The 16,065-nt window shown below is 62.6% G+C and carries 13 protein-coding genes; 4 read left to right on the forward strand and 9 right to left on the reverse strand.

The annotated features are described in order from the left end of the window. Positions 1–2: 2 nt before the first annotated feature. The 5 genes from hglS to trhO form a co-directional block, all read right to left on the reverse strand. Positions 3–1,364, reverse strand: a complete 1,362-nt coding sequence (gene hglS, locus ACWFVE_RS15905; protein ID WP_447530233.1) for a 2-oxoadipate dioxygenase/decarboxylase HglS — start codon at positions 1,362–1,364, stop codon at positions 3–5. A 157-nt stretch (positions 1,365–1,521) separates the two neighbouring features. Then, the gene (locus ACWFVE_RS15910) at positions 1,522–2,346 is read right to left on the reverse strand and encodes a flagellin N-terminal helical domain-containing protein (protein WP_447530234.1); all 825 of its coding nucleotides are present in this window, start codon (positions 2,344–2,346) and stop codon (positions 1,522–1,524) included. 129 nt (positions 2,347–2,475) lie between these two features. Continuing rightward, entirely contained in the window at positions 2,476–4,854 is a 2,379-nt protein-coding gene (ybiO, locus tag ACWFVE_RS15915) for a mechanosensitive channel protein (protein WP_447530235.1), read from the reverse strand. Positions 4,855–5,055: 201 nt separating this feature from the next. Continuing rightward, positions 5,056–5,880, reverse strand: a complete 825-nt coding sequence (locus tag ACWFVE_RS15920; protein WP_447530236.1) for an IclR family transcriptional regulator — start codon at positions 5,878–5,880, stop codon at positions 5,056–5,058. A 149-nt stretch (positions 5,881–6,029) separates the two neighbouring features. Next, on the reverse strand, positions 6,030–6,977 hold the full coding sequence (gene trhO / locus ACWFVE_RS15925) for an oxygen-dependent tRNA uridine(34) hydroxylase TrhO (RefSeq protein ID WP_447530237.1): 948 nt from the start codon (positions 6,975–6,977) through the stop codon (positions 6,030–6,032). Between the two features lie 226 nt (positions 6,978–7,203). On the opposite strand from trhO, the gene ACWFVE_RS15930 reads away from it, so the two are divergent. Beyond that, entirely contained in the window at positions 7,204–7,890 is a 687-nt protein-coding gene (locus tag ACWFVE_RS15930; protein WP_447530238.1) for a pirin family protein, read from the forward strand. A gap of 161 nt (positions 7,891–8,051) precedes the next feature. Here the strand turns inward: ACWFVE_RS15930 and serA are convergent, their stop codons facing one another. After that, on the reverse strand, positions 8,052–9,296 hold the full coding sequence (gene serA, locus ACWFVE_RS15935; RefSeq protein WP_447530239.1) for a phosphoglycerate dehydrogenase: 1,245 nt from the start codon (positions 9,294–9,296) through the stop codon (positions 8,052–8,054). A gap of 255 nt (positions 9,297–9,551) precedes the next feature. Here serA and ACWFVE_RS15940 point away from each other — a divergent pair, with 255 nt between their 5' ends. Genes ACWFVE_RS15940 through dxs form a run of 3 tightly spaced genes read left to right on the forward strand, consistent with a single transcriptional unit; the run spans position 9,552 to position 12,698 of the window. Continuing rightward, positions 9,552–9,848, forward strand: coding sequence for an exodeoxyribonuclease VII small subunit (locus tag ACWFVE_RS15940; protein WP_447530240.1), 297 nt, complete (start codon positions 9,552–9,554; stop codon positions 9,846–9,848). Beyond that, complete coding sequence (locus ACWFVE_RS15945) at positions 9,842–10,735, forward strand: farnesyl diphosphate synthase (protein ID WP_447530241.1); 894 nt, start codon at positions 9,842–9,844, stop codon at positions 10,733–10,735. Before ACWFVE_RS15940 ends, ACWFVE_RS15945 begins: the two co-directional genes overlap by 7 nt. A 31-nt stretch (positions 10,736–10,766) precedes the next feature. Further along, positions 10,767–12,698, forward strand: coding sequence for a 1-deoxy-D-xylulose-5-phosphate synthase (gene dxs, locus ACWFVE_RS15950; protein WP_447530242.1), 1,932 nt, complete (start codon positions 10,767–10,769; stop codon positions 12,696–12,698). A gap of 28 nt (positions 12,699–12,726) precedes the next feature. Here dxs and ACWFVE_RS15955 read toward each other — a convergent pair whose 3' ends face one another. From ACWFVE_RS15955 to ACWFVE_RS15965, 3 genes are all read right to left on the reverse strand, one after another. Beyond that, positions 12,727–13,005 carry a MarR family transcriptional regulator gene (locus ACWFVE_RS15955; protein WP_447530243.1) on the reverse strand — a complete coding sequence of 93 codons (279 nt, stop codon included), beginning with the start codon at positions 13,003–13,005 and terminating at the stop codon, positions 12,727–12,729. After that, the gene (locus ACWFVE_RS15960; RefSeq protein WP_447530244.1) at positions 12,998–15,322 is read right to left on the reverse strand and encodes an FdhF/YdeP family oxidoreductase; all 2,325 of its coding nucleotides are present in this window, start codon (positions 15,320–15,322) and stop codon (positions 12,998–13,000) included. Before ACWFVE_RS15960 ends, ACWFVE_RS15955 begins: the two co-directional genes overlap by 8 nt. A 194-nt stretch (positions 15,323–15,516) precedes the next feature. Then, positions 15,517–16,056: a hypothetical protein gene (locus ACWFVE_RS15965; RefSeq protein ID WP_447530245.1), complete on the reverse strand. Its 540-nt coding sequence runs from the start codon at positions 16,054–16,056 to the stop codon at positions 15,517–15,519. Between the last annotated feature and the right edge of the window lie 9 nt (positions 16,057–16,065).

Raw genomic sequence — 16,065 nt, forward strand, 5'->3', positions numbered from 1 at the left:
AATCAGGCCTTTAGCGCGCGCACTACCGCCTGCATGGAGGCCCGTTCACGCTCGGCGTAAAGCGCCAGTTCGTCGATGACCGGCGCCCCGAGCGCCTCTTCGAACGCCTGGCGGTTGGCGTTACCGGCATAGGCCGCGTTTTCGCCACCGCCCAGGTTGGATTGAAAGATGCCCGCCGCACTCACCGGTAGAAAGTCCTCGTAGGTGATCGGTTGGGCCTCGACCAGCCCCTGATGAATCAGCGTTTCGATATCGCCACTGTGCTGGCCGCTGGCCGCCCGGCCTGCGTCGGTCAGGCGGTAGTGGAAGTAACCCAACCCTTCACGGCGCATTTCCTCGAAGCTATCGGGCATCGTTTCAAACGCTTGGCTCATCACTGCCTGGTAGGCGTTATTGTCCAACCCCTGAGCCCGCGTGCGGCCTTCGCTCAAAAGCTGGTCGTACAGCGCCCGACCCTTGGGCGTCAGGGCCATGCCGCGCTGTTCGATTTCACCAAAGCGGGCGGTGTGTTTGCCCTCGGTAGCACCGCTAAAGCGGATCGACTCTTCCAGCGCTTTAAAACTGGTTTGCCGCAGCAAGACGGGGCACGCCCGCGGCGGCGGCCCTTCGATCACTGCCTTTGGATTCATGCCTTCATGGGGCATGCGCCGCTGCACCTCGTCGATATCCAGCGTGCGCGGCGTCAGGTGGTTGATGTGCGGGCCGTGAAAGCAGACGACATCGGCAATCAAGCGGTGCTCATCGTGAAGCGCCTGGTAGGTGTCCAAATCGACCGTGCTTTCCTGATGCCAACGGAAAGTCTCCAGTGCCTCGGTCACGAAGGCCTCGGCCTCTTCCTCGCTCAAACCGCCCTGGGTTTCGAAACGCTCGATCAACGCCCGCGCTTTGGGGGTAAAGATATCCCGCTCGGCCAGAATCGCCTCGGCGCGGGCTCTGAGCGTATCGCTTTCGATCAGTTCCATGCGCAAAAGCGAGGTAAAGACGCGAAAGGGGTTACGGGCCAGGGCAGCATCGTCGACGGGGCGAAAGGCGGTGGAGTGCACCGGCACCCCCGCTTCAGAGAGATCGTAGTAGCCCACCGGGTGCATACCCATCACGGCAAACAAGCGGCCGAGCATGGCCAGCTCGTCGGCGGTGCCTACGCGAATGGCGCCATGGCGCTCGACGCTTAGCCGGGTCAGCTCGCCCTGGGCTTGTAAACGCCGGCGAAGTCTCGGCTGACACTCGAGCGTCTCCTTGTTGACCTGATCGACCAGCCTCAGGAGCGTGCCGTACTGTGGCACCTCCGCTTGGTACATGGCCGACATCGCCCTGGAAAAACGGTCGCGAACCTCATCGGTGGATAGAAACGAGCTTTGAGCCATGGCGCTGCCTCACTTTGTTGTAGGGAGATTCCCCTTATCAAAGCAAACAAGTGTGGCGCACCACAAACGAAATAACACGCGGCGCCCTGCTTTCGTCAGTGGCGTCGAGTGATCTTTTAGAAGTCAGGCTCGAAAGGACGGCGTGGGACGCTGGGGGTTACAGCCCTTCCAACAATCGCAAGATCATTTGCGGCTGTTGGTTGGCCTGGGCCAGTATAGCGATGCCGGCCTGCTGGAGAATCTGCGCACGCACCATATTGGAAGCTTCCCGGGCGTAGTCGGCGTCCTGAATGCGTGACTGGGCAGCGGAAAGATTGACGATACTGTTGTCGAGGCCCTCGATCACACTCTCGAAGCGGTTTTGCGTAGCGCCGAAGTAGCTTCGCTGGCGGTCGAGCTTGCCAATCGCCTCATCCAAAAGCGCCATGGGCTTGGGCTTGTCCGTAGCCTGCCCTTGAAGCACGCTAAAACCCTCGAGGCCCAGCGCCTGACGGTCCATCGACACCATGCGCACGCTGATGCTGTCGCCTGAGTTGGCGCCGGTCTGGATGGAAAATTCCCGGGTGCCGCCAAGCAGGTTGTTGCCGTTGAAGTTAGTTTGGCCCGCGATGCGGTCGATCTCGTCCAGGCGCTGGTCGATCTCGTTCTGAATCGAGCGTTTGTCCTTGGCACTGTAGGTGTCGCTTGCGGCCTGAACGCTGAGTTCGCGGATGCGCTGCAGGTTATCGTTGATTTGATTCAGCCCGCCTTCGGCGGTTTGCACCAGGGAGATACCGTCATTGGTATTGCGAATGGCCTGGCCCATGCCGCGCATTTGCGCCCCCATACGGTTGGCAATCGCCTGCCCGGCCGGGTCATCCTTGGCGCTATTGATCCGCAGCCCTGAAGAGAGCCGCTGCATGGAGGTCTGCATCATCTGCTGGCTGGTGCGTAGATTATTCTGCACCAGCAGCGACGACATATTGGTCTTGAGGCTGAACATGGTTGCGGTGTATCCCTGGATGAACGCCTGATGAATGTATCGGCCTTCGCCTGGAAAACATGAGCAGGCACCGCAAACGCAGCAGGGCCGCCCGAAGGCGGCCCTGCTGGTCTTTCATTTTAGATACGTTTACGTATCGTCGGTGTCCTCGACGTCGTCGTGGTGCGGCGTCTTGTGGTCCGCTTCGCTTGTGTACTGGCTGGGCGCCGCGGATTCGGAGACCGGCGTTTGCACCGCGCTCTTCTCTTTGGCGGTCGAATCCAGAATGCGCAGGTTCGCGGGCGGCGCTTTGCCGTCGCGGTCCTCGCCGAAGTAGAGCGTGGTATGCGGGAACGGGATCTCGATACCAGCTTCGTCGAAGCGCATCTTGACCAGGCGGTTGTAGGCACGGCCTATGCCCCACTGATCGCCCGGCGTGGTCTTGATCACCACGCGAATGTTCACCGAGCTGTCCGCAAGCGCCGTCACGCCGGCCACGGTCATATCCGCCAGCAGCTTGAAGCCATGCTCTTCACTCGCTTTAAGATCTTCAAACGCGAGCTGCAGCTGTTCGATGGCGTAATCGATGTTTTCACGGTAGGCAATACCGTACTCACCCACGTGGTTACCGTACTCGCGCATATAGTTGGAGACGGTATCCACGCTCGAGAACGGTACGACGTGGTAGGTGCCGGAGAGATCGCGAATTGCCACCGAGCGAATGCTCAGACGCTCGGCGGTGCCGGTGACGCCGCCCACGGTGACCACATCGCCGGTGTTCATGGCGTTTTCGATCTGAATGAATACGCCGGTGATCACATCCTGCACGAGCTTCTGGGCGCCAAAACCAATGGCCAGACCCAGCACACCGGCACCGGCAATCAGCGGGCCGATATTGATGCCGATTTCAGACAGCACGATCATGCCGGTAATCGTCACCATGGCCACCGCCAGGGCGTTACGGAAAAGGCTGAGTAGCGTTCTGGCCCGGGGCGAGGGTTCGCCGCCGCCGGTTTCCGGGTTGAGCTTGTGCTCGATCAGGCTGGCAAGGCCGAGCCAAACCCCTAGCGCCACGATCAAAATCACCGCGATGCTGATCAAACGGCCCACGATCAGCGCGCCGCGCTCGGAGGCATACCAGCCGGCCAGGTTGAAGGCGCCCCAGGCATCCAGCACCACCATGACCACGGCCACCAGGATGATCGTGCGTAGCACGCGAAGCGCATTGGGCACGTAGCTATTGAGGCGATGCTCCAGCATCGGAAGCTTGCGGCGCAGATCCTCGGAAAGCTGGATACGCCGGCCGATGGACTGGGTCAAAAAGCTCGAGAGCAGAATCCCCACCACGACCGCGACCAGGGTTTTGAGCGTGGCGAACAGCACGAAGGGCAGCGCGTCGCCCGGGCGCACCAGGGTCAGCACGAATACGATGAGGAAATAGAGCAGCGCGAACAGGTGCCAGGTCCGGGCGAACAGGTTCAGCGAAATACGGCTGGCCGTCATCGTGGTGCGGCTGCCCATGCCGTGCAGGTTATCCCGCAGGCGCACGCGGTTTTTAAGCACCACGGTCACGGCGTAGATAAACGTCAGCACCATGATCAGCGTGCCGACCGCTTGGCCAAGCGTGGGCGTGATATAGAAGTTGATCAGCGGCACCACGACCATCAGACCGTAGCCGACCATACCCACCAGCCGGGCGATCCAGCTGTTCCAGTAGGACGCTTCCGGCGCGGAAATAGGTAGCAGGCGCAGGCCCTCGTAGCGCGACGAGAAGAGCATACGAAACGCCGCCTTGATTAGCTCGATGATCAAAAAGGCGTTGAGGAAGAGCGACGCGCGCGTGGAAAGCTCGCCGGTTTCACCGACTGCAAACGTCGCGACCAAATTACCCACGACGTAGGAGGCGCCAATCAGCAGCGCATCGACCACGGCGGCAATCGCCACACAGGCCACCAGGCGCAGTATCGAGGAGGCCCCTTCACCGGTTTGCGACCAGCCGCTAAGCCGTGTGAATATCGATTTCGCCAGCCGTCGAAACACCATGAAGACGACGAAGGTGGCCGCAATCACTATCCCCAGGTTGATCGCCGCGCTGATGAAAGCGGCGGTATCGAAACTACCGCTGCCGCCCTGGCCACTAAACAGGCCACCGACGATGCCGACCGCCTGCTCGAGCTGCGTGCCGACATCCCCCACTACCCGGCTGGTCAGCTCGGCGAGCTGGCGGGGCAAGGAAACGTCCTCGGGCGCGACGTTGCCACCGGCGGCGGCGGCCTCCGGGGAGAGCTCCTCGTTGAGCTCGCCGGGAAGCGTAGAGGCTTCGCTTCGCAAACGCTCGATGAGCTGCTGGCGGGACTGGTCGTTTTCAAGAAGGTTGGCTAGCGCCTCGTAGGAGGGTGGCGCTTGGGTATCGGCGCTTGCTGTTTCTTCATCGGCACCGAGCGTGGTTTGCGCCAGCGCCGGGCTTATCATGACGAAGAGCGCAAGCAACCAAACGCTTAGCCCGAATAATGAACGTAGTGGCCTCACACCGGAGTCTCCCTTTAGGTGGTGTAGTAATTGCAATCCAACGGCTAAATCGCCTTACGCACAGCATAGCGTGCATGGGGCGTTTAAAGCGGCTGATTTTTCAGGCCGCAGCGTAGCATGAGTTAAAAAACGCTCGTTACACAAAATTGATCATTTTCAAGGTCGCCCGACACTTGCCAACGCGCGGCTGACAAAGCGCTGTCACGCATCCGGCAGCCGCCCGCCGAGCTTGGCGGTGATGTTGTTGGCCGCCTCGCGCACCAGCGCCCCAAGCGTCAAAAGGCGCTCTTCGGGGATACGCGTCATGGGCCCGGACACCGAAATCGCCGCGACCGGCATGCGCCGCTCGTCGAAAATGCACGCCGCCACGCAGTGAAGGCCAACGGCGTGCTCCTGACGGTCGCAGGCAAAGCCCTGAGCGCGAATGGTGCGCACCTCTGTCTCCAGTGCGTCGGAGTCAAAAAAGGTATTGGGGGTCACCCGTGCGAGCGCCTCGCCTTTTAAAAGCTCGCTGCGCTCGTCATCGCTCATGCCGGCCAACAGCGCCTTGCCCACACCGGAGGCGTGAAGCGGCGCGCGGGAGCCAAGACGGGTGATCATGCGCATCATCTGAGGGGATTCATGCTGGGCGAGAAACACGGCCGTGGCGCCATCGCGAATACCCAGGTTGGCGGTTTCGCCGGTTTCGAAGGTGAGCCTTCTTAGAAACGGGCGGCTGGTGGCGACCACGTCGCGGGCCTCCAAAAAGCTGTTACCGATGCGAAAGGTTTTGACATCGATGCGCCAAAGCCCCTGTTCGCTCTCCTGGGTCACGAACCCCTGGCTTTGCAGCGCTTGAAGGAGCCGATGGGCGGTCGAGGGGGCGAGCTCGGCCTGTTCGGCAAGCTCTGAAAGGGCCAGCCCCAACGGGCTTGCCGCCAGATGTTCGAGCAGCGTTAGGCCACGTACCAGCGACTGACTGTGCCCGCCGCTTGCTTTTGCGGTGCCTGCCGGGCGTCCCACTGACCTGCGCTTGGCGTCACTCACCGTGCTCTCTCCTTACTCACTTGCGGCGCAAAGCGAGCAGGATAACGCGAGCCGTGGGCCGGTGTCGCGTTTACGGAAATAAATCCCATTCTGGCGGGCAGGGGTACAACAGCGCCGGGCGGCGCTGTCGATGAGGGCAGCGCTAGCGCTTAGGCCCTTTTACGCTGGTCATGGCCCAGCGGATGGGGTTCGCCGCGGGCCTTGGCCAGCTCGATCTGGCGCTGGCGCTCCCGGGCGGCGGCGCGGGTCTTCTCGGGCAGCGAGTCGATGCAGTGCGGGCAGCTAATACCCGGCTCATAGGCCGAGCTTTGCATGTCTTCTTCGGAAATCGGCCGGCGGCAGGCGTGGCACTGCTCGAAAGCGCCTTCGCTAAGATCATGACGCACGGTGACCCGGTTATCGAACACGAAGCACTCGCCGTGCCACAGCGACTTCTCTTCGGGCACCTTTTCCAGATAGTTCAGCACGCCGCCCTTGAGGTGATACACCTCCTCGAAGCCTTCCTTGAGCATGAAGCTCGAGGCCTTTTCGCAGCGGATACCACCGGTGCAAAACATGGCGACTTTCTTGTGCTTGGCCGGGTCATAGTGCTCGCGCACGTAGTCGGGAAACTCCCGGAAGGAAGTGGTTTTCGGATCGATGGCGCCGTCGAAACTGCCGATCTCCACTTCGTAGTCGTTGCGCGTATCGATGACCAGTACTTCCGGGTCAGAAATCACGTCGTTCCACTCTTCGGGCTCGACGTAGGTGCCCACGGTGTCGTTGGGGTCGATACCGTCGACGCCCAAAGTGACGATCTCTTTTTTAAGTTTTACCTTGGTGCGGTAGAACGGCATCTCGTCACAGAAGGACTCTTTATGGTCGATATCGGCCAAACGTGGGTCGGCGGTGAGCCAGACAAGCAGCGCGTCGATCCCTTCCCGCGGGCCTGCCACGGTGCCATTGATGCCCTCTTTGGCGATCAGCAGCGTGCCTTTTACGCCGTTATCGGCCATGGCCTTTCTGAGCGGCTCGCGCAGGGCTTCGAAATCGTTCAGGGTGACGAATTTATACAGCGCGGCCACCACGATGGGCGCCGCCGAGGCAGATTGGGTCATCGAACTCTCCAGGTAGTCGCCCTCGTAAAGGGCGGACCGGGTTAAAAACGCGCCCATTCTAGCGCAAACCACCGGGCGCTTGAACGCCGACACGTTGACGCAGGTCAATCGCGCCCCAAAAAGCGTCATTCGTCGATTTTATCGACGTTAAAGGCTCAAAAGCTTCACCACCGGGGGCATTCTCCCGGCGTATAGTGAGCGTTTGCCCGTTCACCCAGGAATTCTCATGAAGATTCGCCGCTCCCTGGAGCGCGGCTACGCCGACCACGACTGGCTGCGCTCGTACCACACCTTCTCTTTTGCCAACTACATGGACCCGGCGCATATGGGCTTTCGCGCCCTGCGGGTCATCAATGAAGACCGGGTCAAACCGGGCTACGGTTTTGGCACCCATCCCCACCGGGACATGGAGATCATCTCCTACGTGCTCGAAGGCGAAATGGCCCACGAGGACAGCATGGGCAACGGGGAAATCATGCGCCCGGGCGATGTGCAGCGCATGTCCGCCGGCACCGGCGTGCGCCACAGCGAGTACAACCATTCCAAAACCCAAGGGCTGCACTTTCTCCAGATCTGGATCGAGCCGCTAAGCCGCGGCATCGCGCCGAGTTACGAGCAAAAAGCGTTTTCCACGGCGTTTCGCCAGGGGCAGTGGCGCCTGCTCGTCTCTCAAAACGGGGACGATGACTCGGTGAGTATCCACCAGAGCGTCAACCTCTACGGCGGCCTGTTCGATGGCGACGTCGGCGCAGTGCCGCCCCGGCGCCACGTTTGGCTTCATGTGGTGAAAGGCGAGCTGACGGTCAACGACACCCGCCTTGAAGCCGGGGACGCCGCTGCCCTCACCCCGGACGAGCCGCTTGAACTGGGTGACGCCGTCAATGCCGAGGTACTGCTGTTCGATTTGGCCTAAGCCCAACGCCAAACGGCCTCCCGAAGGAGGCCGTTATATCTGCCGTGCCGAGCCGCCCGTAGCGAGCGTCTTTCGCCAGGGAGGGCGAAAGTAGCGCCCAGGGAAGGGTTCACAGCGCCCTCGCATAGGGCGGGTCGGCACGGCCCTCGGGACAAGGCCGTTTAGCTATTTTGCGATGAGTAGAGCACGCGGATTTTCAGCGTATGCTCGACCTGCTTGAGCGCCTCGAGCGCCTGCGGGCCGTAGGCCTTGTCCACGTCGATCACCACGTAGCCGACCTTTTCGTTGGTCTGCAGGTACTGGCCCGAGATGTTGATGCCGTTTTCCGAGAGCACGCGGTTGATCTCGGAGAGCACACCGGGCACGTTATTATGAATGTGCAGCAGGCGGTGCTTGTCCGGGTGCGCGGGCAACGCCACTTCGGGAAAGTTGACCGAGGTGATGGTGGTGCCGTTGTCGGAGTAGGTGGTGAGCTTTTCCGCTACTTCGACGCCGATATTCTCCTGGGCTTCCAGGGTCGAGCCGCCGATGTGGGGTGTCAGGATCACATTCTCCAGCCCGCGCAGCGGACTTTCGAACTCCTCGCTATTGCCCTTGGGCTCTACCGGAAAGACATCCACCGCCGCGCCGTTGAGATGACCCGATTTGATCGCCTCGGCCAGCGGCTCGATCTCCACGACGCTTCCGCGGGAGGCGTTGATCAAGATCGCCCCCGGTTTCATGGTCGCGATCTCTTTTTTCCCTACCAACCAGCGGGTGGAGGGTAGATCCGGCACGTGCAGGCTGATCACGTCCGCCCGGCCCAGAAGCTCTTCAAAGCTACCGACCTGGCTTGCGTTGCCCATGCCAAGCTTGGTGATCACGTCATAATAGATGACGTTGAAGCCCAACGACTCCGCCAGCACCGAGAGCTGTGCGCCGATGCTGCCATAGCCGACGATCCCGAGGGTCTTGCCGCGGGCTTCGTGGGAGTTCTTCGCCGACTTCAGCCAGCCGCCCTGGTGGGCTCGGGCGTTTTTCTCCGGGATACCGCGCAGCAGCATGATGGCTTCCGCCAGCACCAGCTCGGCCACCGAGCGCGTGTTGGAGTACGGCGCGTTGAAGACCGCCACACCGCGCTTGAGCGCAGCGTTAAGATCCACCTGGTTGGTACCGATACAGAAACAGCCAACGGCGACGAGCTTCTCGGCGGCGGCGAACACGCGCTCGTTGAGCTGCGTACGCGAGCGAATACCGATGAAGTGGACATCGCGGATTTTCTCGATCAGCGCCTCTTCGTCCAGGGACGTGGGCAGATGCTCGATATTTTCATATCCGGCGTTGCGAAAATTGTCCACCGCGCTCTGGTGGACGCCCTCGAGTAGCAGGATTTTTATCTTGCTCTTGTCCAGGGACGTTTTGGCCATGGCTGAATCAACCCCTATGCTCGGCGAAGCGCCGTTTATCGGTTCATGAAAGGCCATCATGGTAGCATGACAAGGCCCCTTCCCGGCGGCCCGAGTGGATGAAAAGTGTGCGTTTTCAAAATGAACGAGACGCACGTTGAAAGCTCGGCGTAGCCCTGGGCAGGCGCCACCCCCTGGCCTGGGTGTATACTGTGCCCTTAACAGTAGGCACACTCGAAGCCCAGGCAAAGGGCGTCAATAGGTAGGCATGGGTCAATGAGCGATAGCACTCCCCCCGCACAGGATTTCGCCGCCACGGTTTCCCAACTGGAAACCCTGGTGGAGCGGCTTGAATCAGGCGAGCTCTCCCTGGAGGAGGCGCTGACCGCCTTTGAAGAGGGCGTAACGCTGACTCGCGATGCCCAAAAGCGCCTCGACAGCGCGGAGCTCAAAGTACGCGCGTTAAGCGAAGACGGTGATGGCAAGTTGAGCATGACGCCCTTCGATGGCCCGGCCAGCGCGCCAAGTGATGCCCCCACTGAGGACGACGCCGAGGACACGCCCCCATGGTAAGCGAAAGCCCCATGCGCCTAAGCGCGCACCGCGAAACCAGCAGCGCCCGGGTCGATGCCACGCTAAACGCGCTGTTCGACCAGAGCACTGCCGTTGATGCCCGTCTGGAGGCGGCGATGCGCCACGGCCTGCTGGTGGGCGGCAAGCGCCTGCGCCCACTGCTGGTGTATCTGGCGGGTCGGGCACTGGGTGCCGAAGAGCAGCCGCTGGACGCCCCGGCGGCGGCCATCGAGTTGATTCACGCCTACTCGCTGATCCACGACGACCTGCCTGCCATGGACGATGACGACCTGCGCCGTGGCCAACCCACGGTACACAAGGCGTTCGACGAAGCCACCGCCATTTTGGCCGGCGACGCCCTGCAGGCGCTGGCCTTTGAAGTGCTGGCGCGAACTCATCACCCGCGTCTGGGGTCCATGGTGACGACCCTGGCCACGGCCTCCGGGCGCCAGGGCATGGTCGCCGGCCAGGCGCTGGATTTGGCCGCCGTGGGCGGGCTGCCCGATGTCGCCTCGCTTGCCCACATGCACGCCCATAAAACCGGTGCGCTGATCGAAGCCGCCGTACGCCTGGGCGGGCTTGTCGCCGTCGAGGAAACCGACCCACGGCTTGCAGCACTGGCTCACTACGCCCGCGCCATCGGGCTCGCTTTTCAAATCCACGACGACGTCCTGGACGTGACCGGCGATACGGCGACCCTTGGCAAGATATCCGGCGCCGACGCCTTGCGGGCCAAGCCCACCTACTCGAGCCTTTTGGGCCTTGAAGGCGCCAAGCGCAAGTCCCGCGAGCTCATCACCGAGGCCACCGCCGCCCTTGCGCCGCTAGGTGAAAGAGGCGCCCCCTTGGCCGAGCTCGCCGACTACATGATCGAGCGCGACCATTAACGATGCCTGTACAAAAAACGACCGTGACACCATGCCCATGAAGCTGTTCGACGAGATTTCCCGCGAGCGCCCGGCCACGCCGCTGCTCGACTCTTTTGACCATCCCGCGGCCCTGCGGGCCATGAACGACCGTCAGCTGGCCGAACTGGCCGACGAGCTGCGCGCGTACCTTTTATATAGCGTGGGGGTCTCCGGCGGGCACTTTGGCGCAGGGCTTGGCGTGGTCGAGCTAAGCGTGGCGCTACACCACGTTTACAACACCCCCAGCGACCGGCTGGTGTGGGATGTCGGCCACCAGGCCTACCCGCACAAGATTCTGACCGGGCGGCGCGAGGCCATGACCGGCATTCGCCAGCACGGCGGCCTGGCCGCTTTCCCCCGCCGCGCGGAGTCCGAATTCGATACCTTCGGCGTGGGCCACTCCAGCACCTCGATTTCCGCCGCGCTCGGCATGGCACTGGCCGCCCGCGCCCAAAACGATGAGCGCCGGGTCTGCGCGATCATCGGCGACGGTGCCTTGACCGCCGGTATGGCGTTCGAAGCGCTGATCCACGCCGGCCACGTCAACGCCAATATGCTCGTGGTGCTCAACGACAACGAAATGTCGATTTCGGAAAACGTCGGGGGCTTGGCCACCTATCTGGCGCGCATGCTGGCAAGCAAGCCGTATCTTAAGATGCGCGAAGAGGGCAAAAAAGTGCTCTCCCACCTGCCGGGAGCGCTCAAGCTTGCCAAGCGCACCGAAGAGCACATGAAGGGCTTCGTCAGCCCCGCCACGCTGTTCGAGGAGCTCGGCTTCAACTACGTGGGCCCGATCGACGGCCACGACCTGGAAGCGCTGACCGACACCCTGAGCGCGCTTCGCGACCAACCCGGCCCCCAGTTTCTGCATATCAAAACCGTCAAGGGCAAGGGCTTTCTGCCCGCCGAAGCGGACCAGATCGGCTATCACGCGATCACCAAGCTTGAAAAGCCCAACAAGGCGGCAGCGCAGGCCCAAAAGAGCGCCGCCCCCGCCGCGCCGAAGCAGAAGTACTGCAATGTATTCGGCAACTGGCTTTGCGATATGGCGGCCGCCGACCAACGCCTGATGGGGATTACCCCGGCCATGCGCGAAGGCTCGGATCTGATCCGCTTTTCGAAAGAGTACCCGGCGCGCTACTTCGACGTGGCGATCGCCGAGCAGCACGCGGTGACCCTGGCCGCCGGCATGGCCTGTGAGTCAATGAAGCCGGTGGTGGCGATCTACTCGACCTTTTTGCAGCGCGGTTACGACCAGTTGATTCACGATGTGGCGGTACAGGGGCTCGATGTCACCTTCGCCATCGACCGCGCCGGGCTGGTGGGCGAAGACGGCCCGACCCACCACGGCAGCATGGATATTTCGTTTTTGCGCTGCGTGCCCAACATGGTGCTGCTGGCTCCGGCGGACGAAGCGGAGTGCCGCGCCATGCTGAGCGCCGCCTACTATCACGAAGGCCCCGCCGCGGTGCGCTACCCCCGCGGCACCGGCCCCGGGGTGGCGACTCCCGAGCATCTGGAGCCCATGACCATCGGCCGCGCCGAGCACCGCCGCCGCGCCGACGAGGGCGAAGGCCCCCGCATCGCGCTGCTCGCCTTTGGCAGCATGAACGGCCCGGCACAGGAAGTTGCCGAGACCCTGGGCGCCACGCATATCAACATGCGCTCGATCAAACCGCTGGATCATCAAATGGTGCTGGAGGCCGCCGCCGAGCACGACCTGCTGGTGACGCTTGAAGAAAACGTGGTGGCCGGCGGCGCGGGGAGCGCCGTGCTGGAGCTGCTGCACGCCGAAAATATCCAGGCGAACGTGCTGACGCTGGGCCTACCGGACAGCTTCGTCGAGCACGGCACCCCGGACGAGCTCTTGCGCGACTGCGGGCTGGATGCACCGGGTATTCAGGCGGCGATCGAAAAACGCCTGGCTTTGCTGGCAAAATAAACGCCCCACCCACGCTAAAGAGCCGGCGTTAAAGCCAAAGCGAGGCGTTCAGGCGTACTCGTAGCGCGGGCCCCGGCCCGGCGGCGGGATCAATCACCACCCAGCCCTCGGTTTCGAGCTCGGCGCAGGCGCGGCGAATCAGGGCGTGCTCGATCTCGAGGCGCCGCGCCAGTTGGGCGGTGGAAAGCGCGGCCTCCCCGGCCACTCGATCCAGCGCCACCAGCACCAGCGCGCTGAGCGTGTCGAGCTTTGGATGGGCGCGCTGGAGCGCTTTTAGCGCGCTGTTTAGATCCTGGTCATCAGGCAATGCGGGCGCTGGGCTCCAGGCGGATGGCGATGGATTTATACGCCGGGGTGTGACTGCCGTCGCCCTTGTGGGAGAGCGGCACCAGCGGATTGGTCTCCGGGTAGTATGCCGCCGCACACCCTTTGGGCGTATCATACGCCACGACCTTGAAGCCCTCGACGCGGCGGGTTACGCCATCGTCGGACTCGCCCACCAGGTCGACCCACTGCCCCGCTTCGACGCCCAGACGCGCGATATCGGATGCGTTCAAAAACACCACCTGGCGGCCGTTCTCGATGCCGCGGTAGCGGTCGTTGTAGCCGTACACCGTGGTGTTGTACTGATCGTGGGAGCGCATCGTTTGCAGCGTCAGCCAACCGTCGCGTTCGGCCATTTGTTGATGGATGACGCGCTCCGGGAGCGCTTCGCTCGAGAACACGGCCTTGCCGCTTTCGGTAGGAAAGGTGAGCTCGGCGGTGGGGTTGCCTAGCCAAAAACCGCGCGGCACGCGCACCCGCTCGTTGAAGTTATCGAAACCGGGAATCACCGCTTCCACGTGATCGCGAATCACGTCGTAATCCTCGCGCATCGCCGCCCAGTCCACCTTCTCGCTGCCCAGCAGGTGCTCGCCAAGCTTCGTCAAAAGCGCGATCTCGGAAGGCAGATCATCGCGTGCCGGGCGGTTGATGCCGGCGGAGCCGTGCACCATGCTCATCGAGTCTTCGACGGTGATCAGTTGGGTCTTGCCGCCGGTCTTGTCGATTTCGCTGCGCCCCAGGCACGGCAGAATCAGCGCTTTCTCGCCGGTAATCAGGTGGCTGCGGTTGAGCTTGGTGCTGATGAAGGCGGTCAGCCGGCACTGGCCCATCGCCGCCTCGGCCACCCCACTGTCCGAAATCGCCCGGGTGAAGTTACCCGCCAGGCCGATGAATATCTTGCCGGGCGCGTCGCGCATCGCCTCCACGGCGGCGACGGAGTCCACGCCGTGCTCCCGGGGCATCGGCGTTTTGTAGCGCGCCTCCAGGGCGTCCAGCAGCTCGTCAGTGGGCTTTTCGAAAATGCCCATGGTGCGGTCGCCCTGCACGTTGGAGTGGCCGCGCACCGGCGAGGTACCGGTGCCGGGCCGGCCCATATTGCCGCGCAGCATCAATACATTGACGATTTCGCGCACGGTGGGCACCGAGTGCACGTGCTGGGTAATGCCCATCGCCCAACAGATAATGGTCGCGTTAGAGCGGGCGTAAAGCTCGGCGGCCTGGCCCATTTCGTCGCGGCTCAAACCGGACTGCGCCTCCAGCGCCGCCCAGTCGGTCGCATCCACTTGCGCCTTGTAGGCCTCGAACGCCTCGGTGTGCTGGTCGATAAAGGCCTCATCCAGCACCGATTCGCCGCTTTCCTCGCGCTCGAACAGCGCCTTGGCAATACCGCGCAGCGTGGCCATATCGCCGCCAAGCTTCGGGCAGAAGTAGTGGGAGCTGATCCGGTGGCTGCCGCCCCGCAGCATCTCCAGCGGCTTTTGCGGGTCGGCGAATTTCTCGAGACCCCGTTCGCGCAGCGGGTTGAAGCTTGCGATAGTCGCGCCGCGCTCGGCGGCCTCGCGCAGAGTACCGAGCATACGCGGGTGGTTGGTGCCCGGGTTTTGGCCAAACACAAAAATCGCCTCGGCGTGCTCGAAGTCTTCCAAGCGCACGCTGCCCTTGCCGGTGCCCAGCGCCTCTCCCAGCGCCACACCGCTGGCTTCGTGGCACATGTTGGAGCAGTCCGGCAGGTTGTTGGTCCCGTAAAGCCTGGCCAGCAGTTGGAACACGTAGGCCGACTCGTTACAGGCCTTACCCGAGGTATAGAAGATGGCGTCGTCCGGCGTGGGCAGCGCCTTGAGCTCGGCGGCGATCAGCTCGAGGGCGGCGTCCCACTCGATGGGCTCATAGTGGTCGGTCTCGGCATTATACGCCATGGGCCCGACCAGCCGGCCCTGATCCTCCAGCCGGTAGTCATCCCAGGTCTTGAGCTCGGTGACGCTGTGTTTGGCAAAAAAATCGCGCTTGACCTTCTTGGCGGTCGCCTCCCAGGTCACCGCTTTCACGCCGTTTTCGCAAAACTCGAAGGAGGAGCCGTGTTCCGGGTCGCCCCAGGCGCAGCCGGGGCAATCGAAGCCATCGGGCTGGTTGATTTTGAAAAGCGAGCGGGCATTGGCCGCCGGTGAACGGCTGTGCAGCAAGTGCTTGCCCACCGCCTTGAGCGCCCCCCATCCGCCGGCCGGGCTATGGTACTCGCCCACGTCAGGGTCGTGTTTGGCCGCTTTTTTCGTGTCCGCGGTATCAAAAGTGGGCGAGGCCATCATGTATCTCCAAATGTCGTCTTTGCAGACGCCACGCCCCCAAGAGCGGCGGGCGCCTTTATAGGCGTAACGTTCGAGTAAAATCCGGGCGGGGTCAAGCGCCCAGGCCGGGTCTGGCCGTTTAGAAAAGGCTAAAACTCGGACGCTTTTGGGCTGTCCGAGTTCTGGCCATTAGAACTATAAAGAACGTAACGTTAACGCGGCGGGGTGGGGAGTGCGTCTTTCATGTCGTTGGGCACGTCAAAACCGCGCGCCGCTCCCCGGGCGCTTGCCAAACCGCCGGGGAAACCGCTTCGGTGGCGAAAGTCCGGCGTAACGCCGCCCTGGTAGGCATGGCGCTGAGAGAGCGCTTTGGCGCACCACAGGTCGACGGCGGTCAGCACCCCCACTGCGGTCAGTGCCAAGTAAATATTCTGGCGCCTGGGGTTGTGGCGGTCCTGCAGGGCATAGGTGAGCGCGGCCAGGTCCAATACATCGCCGCCTAAACGGCTCCATACCGCCTGGGTAGGGTTTGCCGATAACGACCCGATGCCGCTTGCGATCTCGCGAACACCGCCGGCGCGCATCCGTCCATTAACACCTTTCATGCCCAGTGCACCGCTGAGCTTTTTCGGCGCCAGCAGCTTATAAAGCCCGATGCCCAGGCTCAGCCAGCCAAGGCCCCGCGCCACCCGGTCGGCCCCGCTCATCGAACGGGTCATACGCCTGGGCGTACGGTTTGGATAGTTTGCCATCACAACCTC

This window comes from Vreelandella mediterranea, from assembly GCF_970647075.1.